The organism is Streptomyces sp. NPDC002754 (assembly GCF_053592315.1).
Genome location: NZ_JBSFVM010000037.1, coordinates 33,187 through 49,210 on the forward strand (window position 1 = coordinate 33,187; position 16,024 = coordinate 49,210).

At 70.8% G+C, this 16,024-nt stretch carries 15 protein-coding genes; 8 read left to right on the forward strand and 7 right to left on the reverse strand.

Going from position 1 to position 16,024, the window contains the following annotated elements; all coding sequences use genetic code 11:
- Positions 1-10 precede the first annotated feature (10 nt).
- Complete coding sequence (locus tag ACWD2L_RS36800; RefSeq protein WP_351342133.1) at positions 11-814, reverse strand: SDR family NAD(P)-dependent oxidoreductase; 804 nt, start codon at positions 812-814, stop codon at positions 11-13.
- A 121-nt stretch (positions 815-935) separates the two neighbouring features.
- On the opposite strand from ACWD2L_RS36800, the gene ACWD2L_RS36805 reads away from it, so the two are divergent.
- Together ACWD2L_RS36805 and ACWD2L_RS36810 are read left to right on the forward strand one after the other, a co-directional pair.
- Positions 936-1,583, forward strand: coding sequence for a TetR family transcriptional regulator (locus ACWD2L_RS36805; protein ID WP_351342127.1), 648 nt, complete (start codon positions 936-938; stop codon positions 1,581-1,583).
- A gap of 243 nt (positions 1,584-1,826) precedes the next feature.
- Positions 1,827-3,155, forward strand: a complete 1,329-nt coding sequence (locus ACWD2L_RS36810; protein WP_351342129.1) for an FAD-dependent oxidoreductase — start codon at positions 1,827-1,829, stop codon at positions 3,153-3,155.
- A gap of 744 nt (positions 3,156-3,899) precedes the next feature.
- Here ACWD2L_RS36810 and ACWD2L_RS36815 read toward each other — a convergent pair.
- Complete coding sequence (locus ACWD2L_RS36815; protein WP_351345504.1) at positions 3,900-5,360, reverse strand: regulator; 1,461 nt, start codon at positions 5,358-5,360, stop codon at positions 3,900-3,902.
- Between the two features lie 298 nt (positions 5,361-5,658).
- Here ACWD2L_RS36815 and lipB point away from each other — a divergent pair, with 298 nt between their 5' ends.
- The 4 genes from lipB (at position 5,659) to ACWD2L_RS36835 (ending at position 8,737) form a co-directional block, all read left to right on the forward strand.
- Positions 5,659-6,462, forward strand: coding sequence for a lipoyl(octanoyl) transferase LipB (gene lipB / locus ACWD2L_RS36820; RefSeq protein ID WP_351345501.1), 804 nt, complete (start codon positions 5,659-5,661; stop codon positions 6,460-6,462).
- Positions 6,463-6,574: 112 nt separating this feature from the next.
- Positions 6,575-7,540, forward strand: coding sequence for a lipoyl synthase (gene lipA / locus ACWD2L_RS36825; protein ID WP_351345498.1), 966 nt, complete (start codon positions 6,575-6,577; stop codon positions 7,538-7,540).
- 233 nt (positions 7,541-7,773) lie between these two features.
- Complete coding sequence (locus tag ACWD2L_RS36830; protein WP_351345495.1) at positions 7,774-7,971, forward strand: SCO2195 family GlnR-regulated protein; 198 nt, start codon at positions 7,774-7,776, stop codon at positions 7,969-7,971.
- Between the two features lie 58 nt (positions 7,972-8,029).
- Positions 8,030-8,737 carry a DUF4191 domain-containing protein gene (locus ACWD2L_RS36835; protein WP_351345492.1) on the forward strand — a complete coding sequence of 236 codons (708 nt, stop codon included), beginning with the start codon at positions 8,030-8,032 and terminating at the stop codon, positions 8,735-8,737.
- 111 nt (positions 8,738-8,848) lie between these two features.
- Here the strand turns inward: ACWD2L_RS36835 and ACWD2L_RS36840 are convergent, their stop codons facing one another.
- Complete coding sequence (locus ACWD2L_RS36840; RefSeq protein ID WP_351345489.1) at positions 8,849-9,316, reverse strand: RDD family protein; 468 nt, start codon at positions 9,314-9,316, stop codon at positions 8,849-8,851.
- Between the two features lie 200 nt (positions 9,317-9,516).
- On the opposite strand from ACWD2L_RS36840, the gene glnA reads away from it, so the two are divergent.
- Together glnA and ACWD2L_RS36850 are read left to right on the forward strand one after the other, a co-directional pair.
- A complete protein-coding gene (glnA, locus tag ACWD2L_RS36845) occupies positions 9,517-10,926 on the forward strand; it encodes a type I glutamate--ammonia ligase (protein ID WP_351345486.1) in 1,410 nt (469 codons plus the stop codon).
- Between the two features lie 172 nt (positions 10,927-11,098).
- A complete protein-coding gene (locus tag ACWD2L_RS36850; protein WP_351345483.1) occupies positions 11,099-11,617 on the forward strand; it encodes a DUF1269 domain-containing protein in 519 nt (172 codons plus the stop codon).
- 68 nt (positions 11,618-11,685) lie between these two features.
- Here the strand turns inward: ACWD2L_RS36850 and ACWD2L_RS36855 are convergent, their stop codons facing one another.
- From ACWD2L_RS36855 to ACWD2L_RS36870, 4 genes are read right to left on the reverse strand one after another with little or no spacing between them, the layout of a single operon-like run.
- Positions 11,686-12,423 (reverse strand): ANTAR domain-containing protein, encoded by a 738-nt coding sequence (locus ACWD2L_RS36855; protein ID WP_351343752.1) that lies wholly within the window; start codon positions 12,421-12,423, stop codon positions 11,686-11,688.
- A gap of 12 nt (positions 12,424-12,435) precedes the next feature.
- Entirely contained in the window at positions 12,436-13,290 is an 855-nt protein-coding gene (locus ACWD2L_RS36860; RefSeq protein WP_351343749.1) for an ANTAR domain-containing protein, read from the reverse strand.
- A gap of 24 nt (positions 13,291-13,314) precedes the next feature.
- Positions 13,315-15,183, reverse strand: a complete 1,869-nt coding sequence (locus ACWD2L_RS36865) for a CheR family methyltransferase (protein ID WP_351343746.1) — start codon at positions 15,181-15,183, stop codon at positions 13,315-13,317.
- A gap of 9 nt (positions 15,184-15,192) precedes the next feature.
- Positions 15,193-15,852, reverse strand: a complete 660-nt coding sequence (locus ACWD2L_RS36870; protein ID WP_351343743.1) for a chemotaxis protein CheB — start codon at positions 15,850-15,852, stop codon at positions 15,193-15,195.
- Positions 15,853-16,024: the final 172 nt, after the last annotated feature.

The window sequence follows — 16,024 nt, forward strand, 5'->3', positions numbered from 1 at the left end:
TGGCGGTGGCTCAGTAGTGGGTGCCGCCGTCGATACGGATCTCCGTACCGGTGATGAACTTCCCGTCCTGCGACGCGAGCATCGCGACGACACCGGCCACGGACTCGGGCCCGGCGAAACCGTCACCCAGCGACGGCGACAGCTTCGCGAAGAGGCTCCAGTCGGTGTCCTCGGGCAGCCCGGGGCCCTGGCTCTGCTTGCTCATCCCGGAGCCGTCGGTCATGCCGGACGCGATGGAGCCCGGCTGCACGGCGGTGAACCGGATGCCCTGCTTGCTGTACTCGGCGGCCAGCGCGTGCGTCATGGACTGGATGCCGCCCTTGCTCGCCGCGTACGCCGCCATGTACGGGTGGGCGAACATCGCGGACGTGGAGCTGAAGTTGACGACGGCGGGGGCCTCGCCCCGGAGCAGCTCCGGTATCGCCTCGCGGATCATCAGGAAGGTGCCGGTGAGGTTGACCGCGAGCACCTGGTTGAACTCGGCGAGCGTCGTCTTCTCGGTGTGCGAGGAGCGCAGGATGCCTGCGGCGTTGACCAGCACGTCCAGGCCGCCCAGCGCCCGCACGGCGCCGGCGACGGCCGCCCGCACGGACGCCTCGTCCGCGATGTTCACGACGACGGTCGTGAGGCGCTCGGCGTCGGCGCCCGCCCTGCTCAGGGTGTCCCCGAGACCGGCCTCGCTGACGTCGGCCGCCACGACCCGGCCGCCCTCCGCCAGCATGCGCAGCACGGTGGCCTGGCCGATGCCGGACCCGCCACCGGTCACGAGCGCACGGCGCCCTTCGTAGCGGTTGAGGCCGTTCTGGCTGTTCATGGCGACTCCCTTGCGTTCCTGTGTGCGTCCTCGCACGCTGCTCACCGTACGCTTCGGTGGCACGTTTTGCCATAACGGCGTTTCGTGCCATTCCATTCCTGGTGCGGCTACGCTTCGTCGGGTGAACGAGCCCAGAACGCCCTCTTCTCCGCTTGCGCAGCCCTCGCTGACCGAACGCCGCAAGGCGGCCACCCAGCTCGACATCGCCCGCGCGGCGATGGAGCTGTTCACCGAGAAGGGCCCCGACGGCACCACGGCCGAGGAGATCGCGCGCGGCGCCGGTGTCGCGCTGCGCACCTTCTACCGCTACTTCCGCAACAAGCAGGACGCCGTGGGTCCGCTGCTCGCGTCCGGCGGCGACCGCTGGCGCGAGCTGCTGGCCGCGACGGAGCCGGGCATGCCGCTGCCGCGGGCCCTCGAGTCGGCCGCGGTGACCTCGCTCTCACCCCCGGACGAAGCGGCGGAGGAGGCGCTGCGGGGCACCCGGGCCCTGTTGCGGGCGGCCCAGGACGACCCGGCCCTGCGCGCCGTCTGGTACCGGGTCAACCAGGAGTCGGAGGAGAAGCTGCTCACGGTGGTGACCCACCTCGCCGGCCCCGACGCGGACCCGCTGGAAACCCGCCTGGCGGCCGCAGCGGCGACCGACGCGATCCGAGTGGCCCTCGAACTCTGGGCCACGACCGACGCCCCCACCTCCGGCCCGCACTCCCCCGCCGCCCTGGCGACGCGCGGCCTGCGCCACCTGATGGCGGGGGCCACCGCTGGGTGACAGGTGGCGGGGCCACCCGGTAGTCGGCGGCGGGGGCCGTGGCGTGGTGCCGCGGGACGTGTCTCGTACGGAAGATGTGTGGTCGTGCGACCGGCGTGCCCCCGTGCCGCCCCCGCGCGCGACTGACCGGCGCGCCGGGCGCGCCTACTCTCGAGTTCCCTGGGCCCCGAACTCAGGTATCCCGAGGGCGCGTTGAGGGCATGAGCCCCCGGACGTCAGCCACCCGACCGTCGGAGGCACACCGTGCTCGACCCTGGAGACGTAAGCCCGGGAGCCATCGTCGTCGTGGGCGCCGGGGTCGCGGGACTCGCGGCGGCCCGGCACCTGACCAGGGCGGGCCTGCGCCCGCTGGTCCTGGAGGCCGCCATGTCCATCGGCGGCCGCATGTCCACCGAGAAGGTCGACGGCTTCCGCCTCGACCGGACCGGTCGGCCGCTGTGCACCTCGTATCCGGAACTCCGCCGCGATCCCGCCCTCGCCCGCCTCGCCCTGCGCCGCTTCTCACCCGGCGTACTCGTACGCAGCGAGGGGCTGCGCCACCGGGCGGGCGAACCGACCGGCCCACGGCGCACGAGGGGCGCACTCAACGCGGCACGCGCCTTGGCGAGCGCTCCCCGGAGTCCGCGCGGCGCCCGCCCCACCCTCGGCAGCCCGCTCGACCACGCGCGCCTGGGCGTGTCCCTGGCCCGGCTCGCGGCGACGGATCCCTCCCGCCTCCTCGCCCGCCCCGAACTCCCCGCCGCCCAGGCCATCTTGACCCGAGGCCTGCCGCCCTCGGTCCTCCACGGTTTCGTACGCCCCCTACTCTCGGCCCTGCTCTGCGACCCGGACCTCGGCACCTCCAGCCGGTGCGCCGACCTCGCCCTGCACGCGTACGCGGCGGGCCGGCTCGCCGTGCCGGAGGGCGGCGCCGACGCGCTGCCGGAGCTGCTCGCGGCGGGCCTGCCACCCGGCACGGTGCACACCGGCGTACGGGCCACGGCGGTCGCCACGACCTCGGTCACGACCGACGAACTCGGCCAACTCCCGTGCCGCGCTGTCGTGTTGGCGACCGGCGCGCACGATGCCGCCGAGCTTCTCCCCGGCCTGCGCGTCCCCGCCTTCCACGAGGTCACGGTCGTGCACCACGCCATGCCCGAGCCACCACTCGCCGAACCCGCGCTGCTGCTCGACGCGGACCGGCTCGGCCCGGTGGCGCACACGTCGGTGATCAGCCAGGTGGACCCCACGAGAGCCCCGGCGGGCCGCGCCCTGGTCTCCTCGACGGTCCTCGGCCCACCCCCCACGGACCGCGAACTCCGTACCCAACTCGGCGCCCTGTACGGCACGTCGACCGCCGACTGGGAAACCCTGGCCGTGCACCACGACACCCACGCCGTACCGGCGATGCCACCCCCGCACGACCCGAGCCGCCCGGTCCGCCTCTTCGACGGCCTGTACGTGTGCGGGGACCACCGGGACGACGGCACGGTGCAGGGCGCCCTCCACTCGGCCCGCCGCGCGACCCACGCGCTCCTCGCCGACCTCGGCATCCCCGAACCCACGGCACCCCCGATCACCACCGCGGCGTAGGCCCTCCGGGCGGATCGGGCTGGGTTCGGACGCCCCTGGCGGTCCCCCGCCTCCGCCAAGATCCACCGAACGGGCCCCGCCCCTCCAAACCGCGCCCGCCTCCGTGGCCCAACTCCGGGGGCGGGCGCCCCACCCTCCGGGTTCCATCCGGCCAGGTTTCGGCGGGGCGGGTTCCCGCCGGGGCCGGGGCCCGGGGGCGTTGTCCCACCGGGCCCCGGCCCCGGCCCGTCTGGCGCCGCTCCGCTTGGCGCCGACGCACCGGGGCAACACAGTTCCCCCGCCCATCTCCCCCCACCCGCCCCCTCCGGGGCTCCGGTCAGGCCCCTCCCGGGCCCCGCACCCCGCACCCCGCACCCCGCACCGGGTTGAACACCTTGGGGCTGGGCCCCAAACCCCGACGGCTCTCCGAGCCCGCGCCTCTCACACCCACGAGCGAGCTCTACTTACGCCCCGGGCCCCGGCTCAGCCCGCCCCGGCGCCGCGCAACAAACACCCGCCGGGGGGCCGAAGCCCCCGGAGGGGGCGGGCGGTGGGAGGTGACCGGGCGATCAGCGCGGCCGACATGAACCGCCCCGCGCAACGAACACCAACCGCCACCCCCGCCCAGGCGCCCGGCCCCCGCCACAGACCCGGCGGACGCCGCCGCGTGGCCCCCGCCTCGGGCAGCGAGGCGGCACCCCGGCGCCGCGCAACGGGAACCACGGGCGCCGACCACGGCACGGCCTCCCGGGCCCCGGCCCCGTCTCACCCCAACGTCGCGACCCGCTCCCGATACCCCCGGACGGGCCCCGCATCGCGGTACGGCTCCAGCCTCCGCTCGAACTCCCGCACATACTCGTGCGCCCGCACGGACCGCATGTCCGCCGCCGCGGACGCCGCCTCCGCCCCGAGCGCGCACGCCGAGTCCAGCTCCCCGAGCCCAAGGCGTGCCGACGCCAGCACCACCCGGCAGAACAACCGGCTGCGCGCGAACCCCGGCGCCCGCAACTGCAGCGACCGCTCCGCATGCTGCGCCGCGGCCCGGTACTGCTGCAGGTCCCGGTGGCAGTGCCCGAACTCGTCCGCCAGCTGCGCCTCGTCGAAGAACCGCGCCCACGGCGGCACCTCGTCCCCGGGCCGCACCGCCCCGAGCGCCCGCTCGGCCCGCACCAGCGACGCCGTACACGCCCGCACCTCGCCGAGCACCCCGTGCCCGCGCGCCTCCACGGCGTGCAGCAGCGCCTGCACCGCGGGCGGCGCCGACGCCCCGACGCCCTGCTGCGCGACCCGCGCGAGCTGCACCGCCTCCCGCCCGTGCCCGAGGTACACGGCCTGCCGGCTCATGGTGACCAGCACGTACGACCCGTACATCCGGTCCCCCGCGGCCTGCGAGAGCCGCAGCGCCTGCACGAAGTACCGCTGGGCGAGACCGTGCGCCGCGATGTCGTACGAGGTCCATCCTGCGAGCCGCGTGAGGTCGGCGACCGCGCTGAAGAGGCGCCGCCCGTGCTGCTCCCCGTACGCCCCGCGCAGCATCGGCTCCGCCTCGTGCTCCAGGTACCGGACGAGGGCCTGGCGCGCGTGCCCACCCCCGTACGCGTGGTCGAGGGCGCGGAACAGCTCGCCCACGGAGCGCAGCGCCGCGATGTCCCCGCTCGTCACCCGGTGCCCGGGCCCCCGCTCGGTCTGCCCCCGCTGCCGCGGCACCGCGGCCACCGCCTCGAGCGCCACGCCGGGCCGCCCCTGCACCGGCACCCGTGGCAGCTGCTCACCGTGTGCCACCCGGTCGTCGGCGCGGCCGATCAGCCAGTCGCGGCTGGGCACGACGAGCCCGGCCGGGGTGAACGCGATCTTCCGGAGTTCGGCATGGCTGCCGGAGTCCTTGCGCCACAGACCGCTGACGATGTCGACGGCCTCCTCCGGCGATGCCGCGAACTCCAGCCCCGCGTACACGGGCGCACACGCGTCGAGCCCGAGGTCCTGCGCGGAGAGGCGGCGGCCGAGGCGGCGTGTGAACACCTCTGCGATGAGCGCGGGTGTCGTCCCTCTGGGCTGCTGTCCACGCAGCCACCGGGTCACGGATGTCTTGTCGTAGCGCAGGTCAAGCCCGTGTTCGAGCCCAAGCTGGTCCACGCGGCGCGCGAGGCCCGCGTTGGAGAAACCTGCCTCCGCGATGAGCGCGGCGAGCTGGCGGTTCGGGGTGCGCTGCGGAGGTCGTTCCGTCATGCTGTGCGTTTGCCTTCCGGGCCCTGGGAAACGGTAAAGGGGGGCCATTGAGTGCCCCCCTTTAGTCGCTGCTCCCTCATGGAACGGCGTGCGCCGTGACCGGCTCCCGCTCACGGACGGCGCCGAAATTATCACGGAGCGCACACGGCGTCCCCCAATCGGCCGAGCCGAACCCCTCCTTCATCCGATCGTGTGACAAACCGCGCGTGGGGTGGACGGCTGGGCCGCGAAACGGGAGCCGTACAGTTGCTCCGGGCGCGTTATATGCACGGTGAAGGTTCTTAGGGAGGCACTTGCCGTGAGTGAATTCCGGTTCGTCCGCATGGGTTTCGGTGCGGACATGGTCGACTACCAGGTCGCCTGGGACGAGCAGCGCCGTGTGCACGCCGCTCGCTTCGCCGACGAGGTGCCCGACACCTGCCTGCTCCTGGAGCATCCGCCCGTCTATACGGCGGGCCGTCGCACCGCCCCCGAGGAACGCCCGCTCGACGGCACCCCGGTCGTCGACGTCGACCGCGGCGGCAAGATCACCTGGCACGGCCCCGGCCAGCTCGTCGGCTACCCGATCCAGAAGCTCCCGCGCCCCGTGGACGTGGTCGCGCATCTGCGCCGCCTGGAGGACGCGATGATCGCGGTCTGCGCCGAGTTCGGCATCGAGGCGGCGCGCGTGGAGGGCCGGGCCGGCGTGTGGGTGCTCGGCGATCCCATTGAGCAGCGTACGAATCTGGGCGGTCTGTCGCTCGATTTCAATCCGCGGCTCAGCAGCGAGGACGAGGAGTTCGACCACCGGCTCGTCGGCGCCGAGTACGCGCCCTCGAACGCGGGCCAGCGGCACGAGGACCGCAAGATCTGCGCCATGGGCATCCGCGTCGCCAAGGGCGTCACGATGCACGGCTTCGCGCTGAACGTGAACCCGGACACCTCGAACTTCGACAAGATCATCCCGTGCGGCATCCGCGACGCGGGCGTGACCTCCCTCTCGTACGAGCTCGGGCGCGAGGTCACGATGGACGAGGTGCTGCCGATCGCCGAGAGGCATCTGCAGAACGTTCTGGGGAACGCGGACCTCAAACCGCGCCCCGTCGAGAAGGCCTCGGTCTAGCCCATACGGGGAATGCACCCCGCAGGCCGCCGGTTGGCCACCCGTAAGGGCCATGAACATCACGGGCGTACCCTGATGTACGCCGAGGAATCAAAGCTTTAGGGAGCCGGTCGTGTCCGCAGTCGCACCCGACGGACGCAAGATGCTGCGCCTGGAGGTCCGTAACGCTCAGACCCCCATCGAGCGCAAGCCCGAGTGGATCAAGACCCGGGCGAAAATGGGTCCCGAGTACACCAAGATGCAGAACCTCGTGAAGAGCGAGGGGCTGCACACGGTCTGCCAGGAGGCGGGCTGCCCCAACATCTACGAGTGCTGGGAAGACCGCGAGGCCACCTTCCTCATCGGCGGTGACCAGTGCACGCGGCGTTGCGACTTCTGTCAGATCGACACGGGCAAGCCCGAGCCGCTCGACCGTGACGAGCCGCGCCGCGTCGGCGAGTCCGTCGTCACGATGGACCTGAACTACGCCACGATCACCGGCGTCGCCCGCGACGACCTGGAGGACGGCGGCGCCTGGCTGTACGCGGAGACGGTCCGCCAGATCCACCGCCAGACCACCAACCGCGCCGAAGGCCGCACCAAGGTCGAACTCCTCGCCCCGGACTTCAACGCGGACCCGGACCAGCTGGCCGAGGTCTTCTCCTCCCGCCCCGAGGTCTTCGCGCACAACGTCGAGACGGTCCCGCGGATCTTCAAGCGGATCCGTCCGGGCTTCCGCTACGACCGTTCACTGAAGGTCATCACCGAGGCCCGCGACTTCGGCCTGGTCACCAAGTCGAACCTGATCCTCGGCATGGGCGAGACCCGCGAGGAGATCAGCGAGGCGCTGCGCCAGCTGCACGACGCGGGCTGTGAGCTGATCACCATCACGCAGTACCTGCGCCCCTCCGTGCGGCACCACCCCGTGGAGCGCTGGGTCAAGCCGCAGGAGTTCGTGGAGCTGCAGGGCGAGGCCGAGCAGATCGGTTTCTCCGGCGTCATGTCGGGCCCGCTGGTCCGCTCCTCGTACCGCGCGGGCCGACTGTTCCGGATGGCCCAGGAGCGGCGCGACTCCTTCGCCCCCTCGCAGGCCGTGTGAATTCACGCACAAGACGCTACTGACCGGTAGTGGCCGGTAAGGCGCGGTCCTGACGATCCCCGCAGTTGAGGGGCACCGTCAGGGCCGCGTCTGTGTTTGCGGCGTGAGCGTCAAGGCTTCATTGGTGTTTGACCGTCCGGTCACGCCCTGGTAACACCAATCAGTGACTCTGAAATCACGCCCCGTACATCCCGTGCCACTGCCGTGATCAGTCTTCTAGGGGGACCTCAGCCATGCAGGCCGCGCCCGTCCGCGCCACCGCCATCCCGACCGTCACCGACGCACTGCGCGCTGTGGAGTCGCTGCTCATGAGCAGCGGCCAGCGCACCGCCCGCCGCAATGCCTGGACCTCCGTCCTGGAGGACCGCCGCCGCGCCAAGGACCGGGTCGAGGCGCAGCGCGTCCTGGAGGCCGTCGCCTCGCGGGGCTGAGCGAACCCGGGGCCGGTGCGGGTTCTTCCCGCGTCCCCGGCCACGTAGACTTCAGTACATGGCGAGGAAGGAAACTGCAGCGGACGCTGCTAACACCGGGCGGCTCAAGCAGATCGCTCAGACCTACAAGATGACCCGCAGGGTCGACACCAAGATCGGTCTCGTACTCGCGGGTGTGGGAATCGTCACCTTCGGCGTCCTCCTCGCGATCGGCTTCTTGATCGGTCACCCCATCTACCTCGGGATTCTCGGCGTTCTGCTCGCTTTCCTCGCGATGGCGATCATCTTCGGGCGCCGGGCCGAGAAGGCGGCCTTCGGGCAGATGGAGGGACAGCCCGGCGCGGCCGCGGCCGTGCTCGACAACATCGGACGTGGCTGGACGACGACCCCCGCGGTCGCCATGAACCGCAGCCAGGACGTGGTGCACCGCGCGGTCGGCAAGGCCGGCATCGTGCTCGTCGCGGAGGGCAACCCGAACCGGGTGAAGTCGCTCCTCGCGGCCGAGAAGAAGAAGATGGCCCGCATCGTCTCCGACGTCCCGGTCCACGACTTCGTGGTGGGCACGAGCCAGGGACCGGAGGGAACGGTTCCGCTGAAGAAGCTCCGCACGACGATGCTGAAGCTGCCGCGCGTGCTGACCGGCCCCCAGGTGACCGCGACCAACGACCGGCTGAAGGCGATGGGCGACCTCATGTCGAACATGCCGCTGCCGAAGGGTCCGATGCCGAAGGGGATGAGGATGCCCAAGGGCGGCGGCGGTCGCTGACACGCTCCGCTGCTTGTACGTGAACGAGGCGGGCCGGAACCTGATGGTTCCGGCCCGCCTCTCCTACGTTTTACGTTTCCGCACGGGCCAGCGCCCGTGTTCCCCGCGGCCCTAAATGCGGACCTGCACCGCCTTCGCGACCCGGTCGTGCAGGCCGCGGCCGTCGCGGTCCCAGATCAGCGCCGGGATGGCGACGCACAGCAGCACCGAGCGGGCCAGCACCCGGCCGAGACCGATGCGTCCGCCGGCCTCGGAGACGACCCGCAGGCCGAAGAGGCGCTTTCCGGGGGTGCAGCCGATGGTGCCGACCGTGAGCACACTGAGTGCGAAGAAGAAGAGCAGCGCCCAGTTCCCCGTCGCCTGGTTGTAGCCATCCGTGACCAAGCCGTATGCGATCAGCATGCACAGCGCCCAGTCGACGACGAGGGCTCCGATACGGCGGCCGGGACGGGCGACGGAGCCGGGTCCGTGCTCGGGCAGACCGAGCTGTTCCCCGCGGTAACCGAAGTCGGCGCCCGCCTGTTCCATGGCCTCACGAGGCCCGGACAGCCACGATCCCATTGCTTCCCTGTTGTCCACGCGTCAACGGTACTGCGCCGCTCTCCTGATGCGGTCCCGGCCCCCGCTCCGGTTAACTTGGGCGAAACAAATGGGTCATGCTTGAGAAATCACGCCTGCATATCGTCATGCCCCAGCGTGTGCCACCGCACCGGTTCGCGTGATCGAGCTGCCAAGAGCTGCAACCCCGCCCCCTCCTGGGTGGGAGTAGGAGGAGTTGGATGTTCCAGAACGCCGATGAAGTCAAGCAATTCATCGCCGACGAGGACGTCAAGTTCGTCGACGTCCGCTTCTGCGACCTGCCGGGTGTGATGCAGCACTTCACGGTGCCGGCCACGGCGTTCGACCCGGACGAGGAGCTCGCCTTCGACGGCTCGTCGATCCGCGGCTTCCAGGCGATCCACGAGTCCGACATGGCGCTGCGCGCGGACCTGTCGACAGCCCGTGTCGACCCCTTCCGCCGCGACAAGACGCTGAACGTCAACTTCTTCATCCACGACCCGATCACGGGCGAGCAGTACTCCCGTGACCCGCGCAACGTGGCGAAGAAGGCCGAGGCGTACCTCGCCTCCACCGGCATCGCCGACACCGCGTTCTTCGGCCCCGAGGCCGAGTTCTACGTCTTCGACTCGGTGCGCTTCGAGACGACCGCCAACCGCTCGGTCTACGAGATCGACTCTGAGGCGGGCGCCTGGAACACCGGTTCCGAGGAGAACAACCGCGGCTACAAGGTCCGCTACAAGGGCGGCTACTTCCCGACCCCGCCGGTCGACCACTTCGCCGACCTGCGCGCCGAGATCTCCCTCGAGCTGGACAAGCAGGGCCTCCAGGTCGAGCGCCAGCACCACGAGGTGGGCACGGCCGGCCAGGCCGAAATCAACTACAAGTTCAACACGCTGCTCGCCGCGGCCGACGACCTGATGCTCTTCAAGTACGTCGTGAAGAACGTCGCCTGGCGCAACGGCAAGACCGCGACCTTCATGCCGAAGCCGATCTTCGGTGACAACGGCTCGGGCATGCACGTCCACCAGTCCCTGTGGGCCGGTGGCGAGCCGCTCTTCTACGACGAGCAGGGCTACGCGGGCCTCTCCGACATGGCCCGCTACTACATCGGCGGCATCCTCAAGCACGCCCCGTCGCTGCTCGCCTTCACCAACCCGACGGTGAACTCGTACCACCGCCTGGTGCCGGGCTTCGAGGCGCCGGTCAACATGGTGTACTCGCAGCGCAACCGCTCCGCGGCCATGCGTATCCCGATCACGGGCTCGAACCCGAAGGCCAAGCGCGTCGAGTTCCGCGCACCCGACCCGTCGTCCAACCCGTACCTGGCCTTCGCCGCGCTGATGATGGCCGGCCTGGACGGCATCAAGAACAAGATCGAGCCGGCCGAGCCGATCGACAAGGACCTCTACGAGCTGGCTCCCGAGGAGCACGCCAACGTCCAGCAGGTCCCGACCTCGCTCCCCGCGGTCCTCGACGCCCTCGAGGCCGACCACGAGTACCTCCTGGCCGGCGGTGTCTTCACCCCCGACCTGATCGAGACGTGGATCGACTACAAGCGCACGAACGAGATCGCCCCGATCCAGCTGCGGCCGCACCCGCACGAGTTCGAGCTGTACTTCGACATCTAAGCCGTCCCGCAACCCCGGACGCGCTCGTCGTCGAGGGCCCGGTCTCCCCCATGAGGGAGGCCGGGCCCTCGGTCGTGTCAGGGGCGGGCGGGCTCCGCCGGGCGAGTGTCGGCAAAACGCCCTAAACTCGGGCAAGTCGCACACGCTGAACACGCCTCGGAGGAGTGCCGTCATGAGCAATCTGTTCGTCGTCGCCTACGACGATCTCGCCACCGCCAACCAGGTCCGCGCGCGGCTCCTGCAGATGTCGAAGGAGCACCTCGTCGAGCTCGAGGACATCGTCGTCGTCGAGCGTCGCGAGTCCGACGGGAAGATCAAGCTGAACCAGGCGGTGAACCACACCGCGACGGGCGCCGCGGGCGGCGCGCTGTGGGGCGGTGTCATCGGGATGCTGTTCCTGGTGCCGTTCCTGGGGGCCGCCGTGGGCGCCGCCGCCGGGGCCGCCGGTGGGGCCGTCACGGACACCGGGATCAACGACGACTTCATGAAGGAACTCAGCCAGAACCTGCGGCCCGGCGCCGCCGCACTGTTCGTCCTCGTCAAGCAGGCGGCCAAGGACAAGGTCGTGCCCGAGATCGCCGCGTACGGCGGTCAGCTGGTGCAGACGTCGCTGAGCAACGACGAGGAGGACGCGCTGCGCGAGATCCTCAAGGACGCGCAGGCGAAGGCCCAGGCGCCGGCATCAGCGTAGGTGTAGGCGCAGCGGACGTACGACGGCTGCCCCGGTCCCAATGCGGACCGGGGCAGCCGTCGTACGTCCTAGCTGCGGATCGGGAGCTTCAGGTGGCCCTCGATGATCTCGCGGGCCACGTCCGCGAGCTTGCGCTGGTGGGAGCGCGCGTAGCCGCGCAGTCCCTCGAAGGCCGCGTCCAGGGAGAGGCCGTTCTGGGCCGCGAGGATGCCCTTGGCCTGTTCGACGACGACCCGGCTGGACAGCGCGTGCTCCAACTGGCCCGCCAGCACCCGGGATTCGGCCAGTTCGTGCTGGAGCGAGAGGGTGTGCCCCGCCGACTCCGTGAAGCTTCGCGCCAGGGCGAGGGCTTCCTCGTCCAGGACGTTCAGCGCTCCGGCCGGGGCGCTGAACAGCACGAGGGCGCCCGTCACGGCCTCCCGGGAGCGCAGTGGCAGCGCGGTGACCCGGCCGTGGCCGAGGGCGCGCGCGCTCGGGGTCCAGCGCGGCCAGCAGGCCACACTGACATCCGTGGTGATGTCCACGTCGATGAGGGCGCCGCCCGTGGTGCGGGTGTCGTGGCCGGGCCCCTCCCGCCACTGCACAACGGCGTCGGACAGGGCGCGCAGCCCCGGGTCCGTGCCCTCGCAGTGCACCGCGGCGCGGGGGTCGGGCGCGTACTCCACCTTCGCGCCGCTCGCGCCGAACAGCCGACGGCCGCCGTCCGCGAGCGTGCCGAGCAGCGCCCGGGTGTCGATCGGGTCGCGGGCCGCGTCTTCGGTCAACTGGGCGAAGAACTCGGCGACTTCCTGCTCCTGCAACGTCACGGTGGAGACCTCTCAACCGAGTTTCAGATGTCCGTTGACGATATCGTGGGCGATGTCCCCGATGGGTCGGGCATCGGCGAACGAGCGCGCTTTGACCAGTTCCAGCGCGTCCGCGATGCGGCAGCCGAGATGGACGGCCACCATGCCCGCGGCCTGATGGACCTCGGCCCGGTGATCGATGTCGCCGAACAGACCGGGTACCGCGTCCTGGCCGAGAAACACACTGCGGGTCAGGGCTTCCGCGACCTTGCTGACGGCCGGGGTGGACGCGACCGCGGAGGACGCGCTGAAGACGGCCAGGGCGCCGATGCAGGAATTGGTCGACTGCAGCGGCACCGCGACCACCTGTCCGAATCCGAGTGCCGCGAGGGCCGGCCCGTAGCCGGGCCAGCGAGTGGCGAGCGCCGCCCCCGTCGCGACGACCGGGCTGCGCCCCAGGACCGAATCGCGGGCCGGACCCTCGCCCAGCACGTACTCCAGGTCCTGCGCCTCCCGGGCGGGCTGGTCCGAGTACGCGGTCGCCACCTGGTTCTGCTGGGCGTCGACGAGGGTGACGGCCACGCTGCCGGCGCCGCAGGCCTCGGCGACGCCCGCCATGAACGGCGGCGCCTGCCCCCCGGCACGCTGGGAAGCGGCGGCACGGCGGACGTACCCCGCGAGGAGTTCCGCGGCGACCAGATGGCGGGACGCGGTCGACCGGTGCAGCAGCCCCAGCCTGACGTACCTCTCGTCCCTCGTGGACGCCACGAGGTCCTCGTACCTTTTCGCGAGACGGAACTCCCTGTCGGCGCGTTCCTGCGCGCGGACCGAGCGCTCCCAGGCCTCCGTCACCTGCTCCTGCGACAGCGGCCGGTCCCTGGGTTCCATACCGTTCAGCGTACGCCCGCGAAGTCAGGACGCGCCGTTGCTCCGGCCTTCTTCCATCAGAAGGACGACGCCGCCGCGGTGCCCGTCGAAGGGGCTGCAGTTCACGGTGCAACTGATGCTGCGACCGAGGCGGTTGACCGCGGCGACCACCACGGGGGCGCCGCGCCTGCGCGTCTTGACGCACTCGCTCACTGCCTCGCGCAGCTGCTGGGTGGGCAGTCCGAAGTCGAGGCCGAAGAAGGGCGCGTCGACGACCTCGTCCGAACGCAGGCCCCACATGTCGGCGGCGCCCCGGTTCCAGCTCCTGACCTTGCGATCCTCGTCGAGGACGACGACGGCAGCCGCGATGGAGGTGAGGATGCCCTCCAGGAAGGAGCGGGTCTCGTCCAGCTCCTCGGTGCGGATCCGCATCTCCTCGTTCATGGTCTCCAGTTCCTCGTTACCGGACTGGAGCTCCTCGTTGGTCGTCTCCAACTCCTCGTTCGTGGACTGGAGTTCCTCGTTCGTGGTCTCCAACTCCTCGATGGAGGACTGGAGCTCCTCGTTCGTGGTCTCCAGCTCCTCGTTGGTGGACTGGAGTTCCTCGTAGGCCGTCTCCAGGTCCTCGCGTACGCGCTTGACCTCGGCCTTGAGCTGGGTCGCCACCGTGACGTCGGTGAACGTGATGTTGGTGGCGGCCGGCATTCCGCCCGTGCCGACGAGGGGCTGGACCAGGATGTCGTAGTACTGGACGTCCTCGCCGACGGTGCGCTCGGCCCCGTTCACCCGCAGAGTGCGGCGTTCGTGCGTGGACTGGTCGATCAGGGAGCGCAGTTCGACCGGGCGGTAGGAGATTTCCAGGTCCTGGAACGGGCGCCCGATGTCGTTCGCCGTCAGGCCGAACTGCACGCGTGCGTGGTTGTTGATGAGGACGACGATGCCCTCGGCGTCCACCGCGAGAGCCGCGCCGGGCGAGGCGTCCAGGATCAGATCGCGCAACTGCCGGTTGCGGGCCATGTTCTGCATCTCGCCGCCGATGTTGGTGCGCAGCTTCACCGGGGTGGGCTGGTACGGGGTCTGCGCGTCGCCCGCGCGGCGGCGGAAGATGCGCTGGCGCATGCTGATGACGTCGAACCGGTCGGCGTCGTTGAGCAGCATCTCGGCCTTGCCGAGGAAGAGGAAGCCGCTCTCGCGCAGCGCGAAGTGGAAGCGGTCGATGATCTGCGTCTGCGCCTCGACGTTGAAGTACATCAGCGCGTTGCGGCAGACCAGCAGGTCGAGGCGGGAGATGGGGGCGTCGCGGGTGATGTCGTGGCGGCCGAAGATGACGCGGCGGCGCAGGTCGGAGCGGAAGCTGTACCGCGAGCCGTTCAACTCGAAGTACTTCTCGCGCAGCTCCGGGGCGAGCGGTTCCAGGGTCTTGGCGGGGTAGAGGCCCGAGCGGGCGTCGCGCAGCGCCTCGTCGTCGACGTCGGTGCCGTAGATCTTGACGCGGTTGAGGGCCTCCTGGAGGCCCAGGGCCTCGGCGAACATGATCGCGAGGGAGTACGCCTCCTCGCCGCTGGAGCAGCCCGCGCTCCACACCCTGATGTCCTCGTCCGTCTCGAGCTGGGCGAGGAGTTCGGGGACCACCTCGCGCTGCAGATACGTCCAGGCGTCCGCGTCGCGGAAGATGGAGGTGACGTTGATCAGGATGGTGTTGAAGAGGGCGCTGAATTCATCCGCGTTCGTCTCGAGCTGGTCGCGGTAGTCGGCGTACGAGTCGATGCCCACGTCCGACATGCGTTTGCGGATGCGGCGGCCGAGGGACGAGCGCTTGTAACCGGTGAAGTCGAAGCCGCGGGCGTCGCGCAGGAACCGGAGCAGTTCCTCCAGTTCCTCGTCGGTCTCCACTTCGCGCGGCGCCTTGCCCATCGCTTTTACCTACTGCCTCTTGATATCGACAAGTCCGCGGATCACCGCGGGGATTTCCTCCAGAGATAGCACGAAGTCCACCGCCCCTGTACCCACCGCGGCCTCCGGCATTCCTCTGAATTCCGCGGCGTGCGGATCCTGGGCGATCACGGTACCGCCCCGGGACTTCACGGCTTCGACGCCCATGGCTCCGTCATTGCCCGTGCCGCTCAGTACGACGGCGATGGCGCGCCTGCCGTATGCGCCCGCGACGGACTCGAAGAGCAGGTCGGCCGAGGGGCGCAGGAAGTGGACGAGTTCGCTCTGGGTCAGGGAGAGGGTGCCGTCGGGCCCGATCAGGAGGTGTCGGTCGGGCGGGGCGATGTGGACGGTGCCCGGGCGGGCAGCCTCGTCATGTTGGGCGAGTTTGACGGTCAGGTCGGTGCGGCGGGCGAGGATCTCGGCGAGAACCGTGCGGTGGCGGGGGTCCAGATGCTGGACGACGAGGACCGGAAGCGGGAAGTCGGCGCCGAGGCCGCCGAGGAGGGTGGCGAGGGCGTGGATGCCGCCGGCCGATGCGGCGGCCGTGACGATCGCGTAGTCGTCGTGTGCGTCCTGCGCGTCGTGCCTGTCGTGCTTGCCGCGTGCGTCGTGTGCGTCGTGCTTGTCGGCGGGCTCTGGGTTCGACATGGGGTCTCCCCTGGGAGTGGGGCGTGCGGGGCGGTGCGGGTAAGGGTGCGGGGCTCCTGACGATAGTCATTGCGGGCACCCACCGCCGAGCTGCGGCGCGGCCGTCTCCTCAGGGCGGCGCGTTCGGCTGGGCGTCTGCCAAGGGGGGCGAACAGGTGACCTTCGTGGCGGG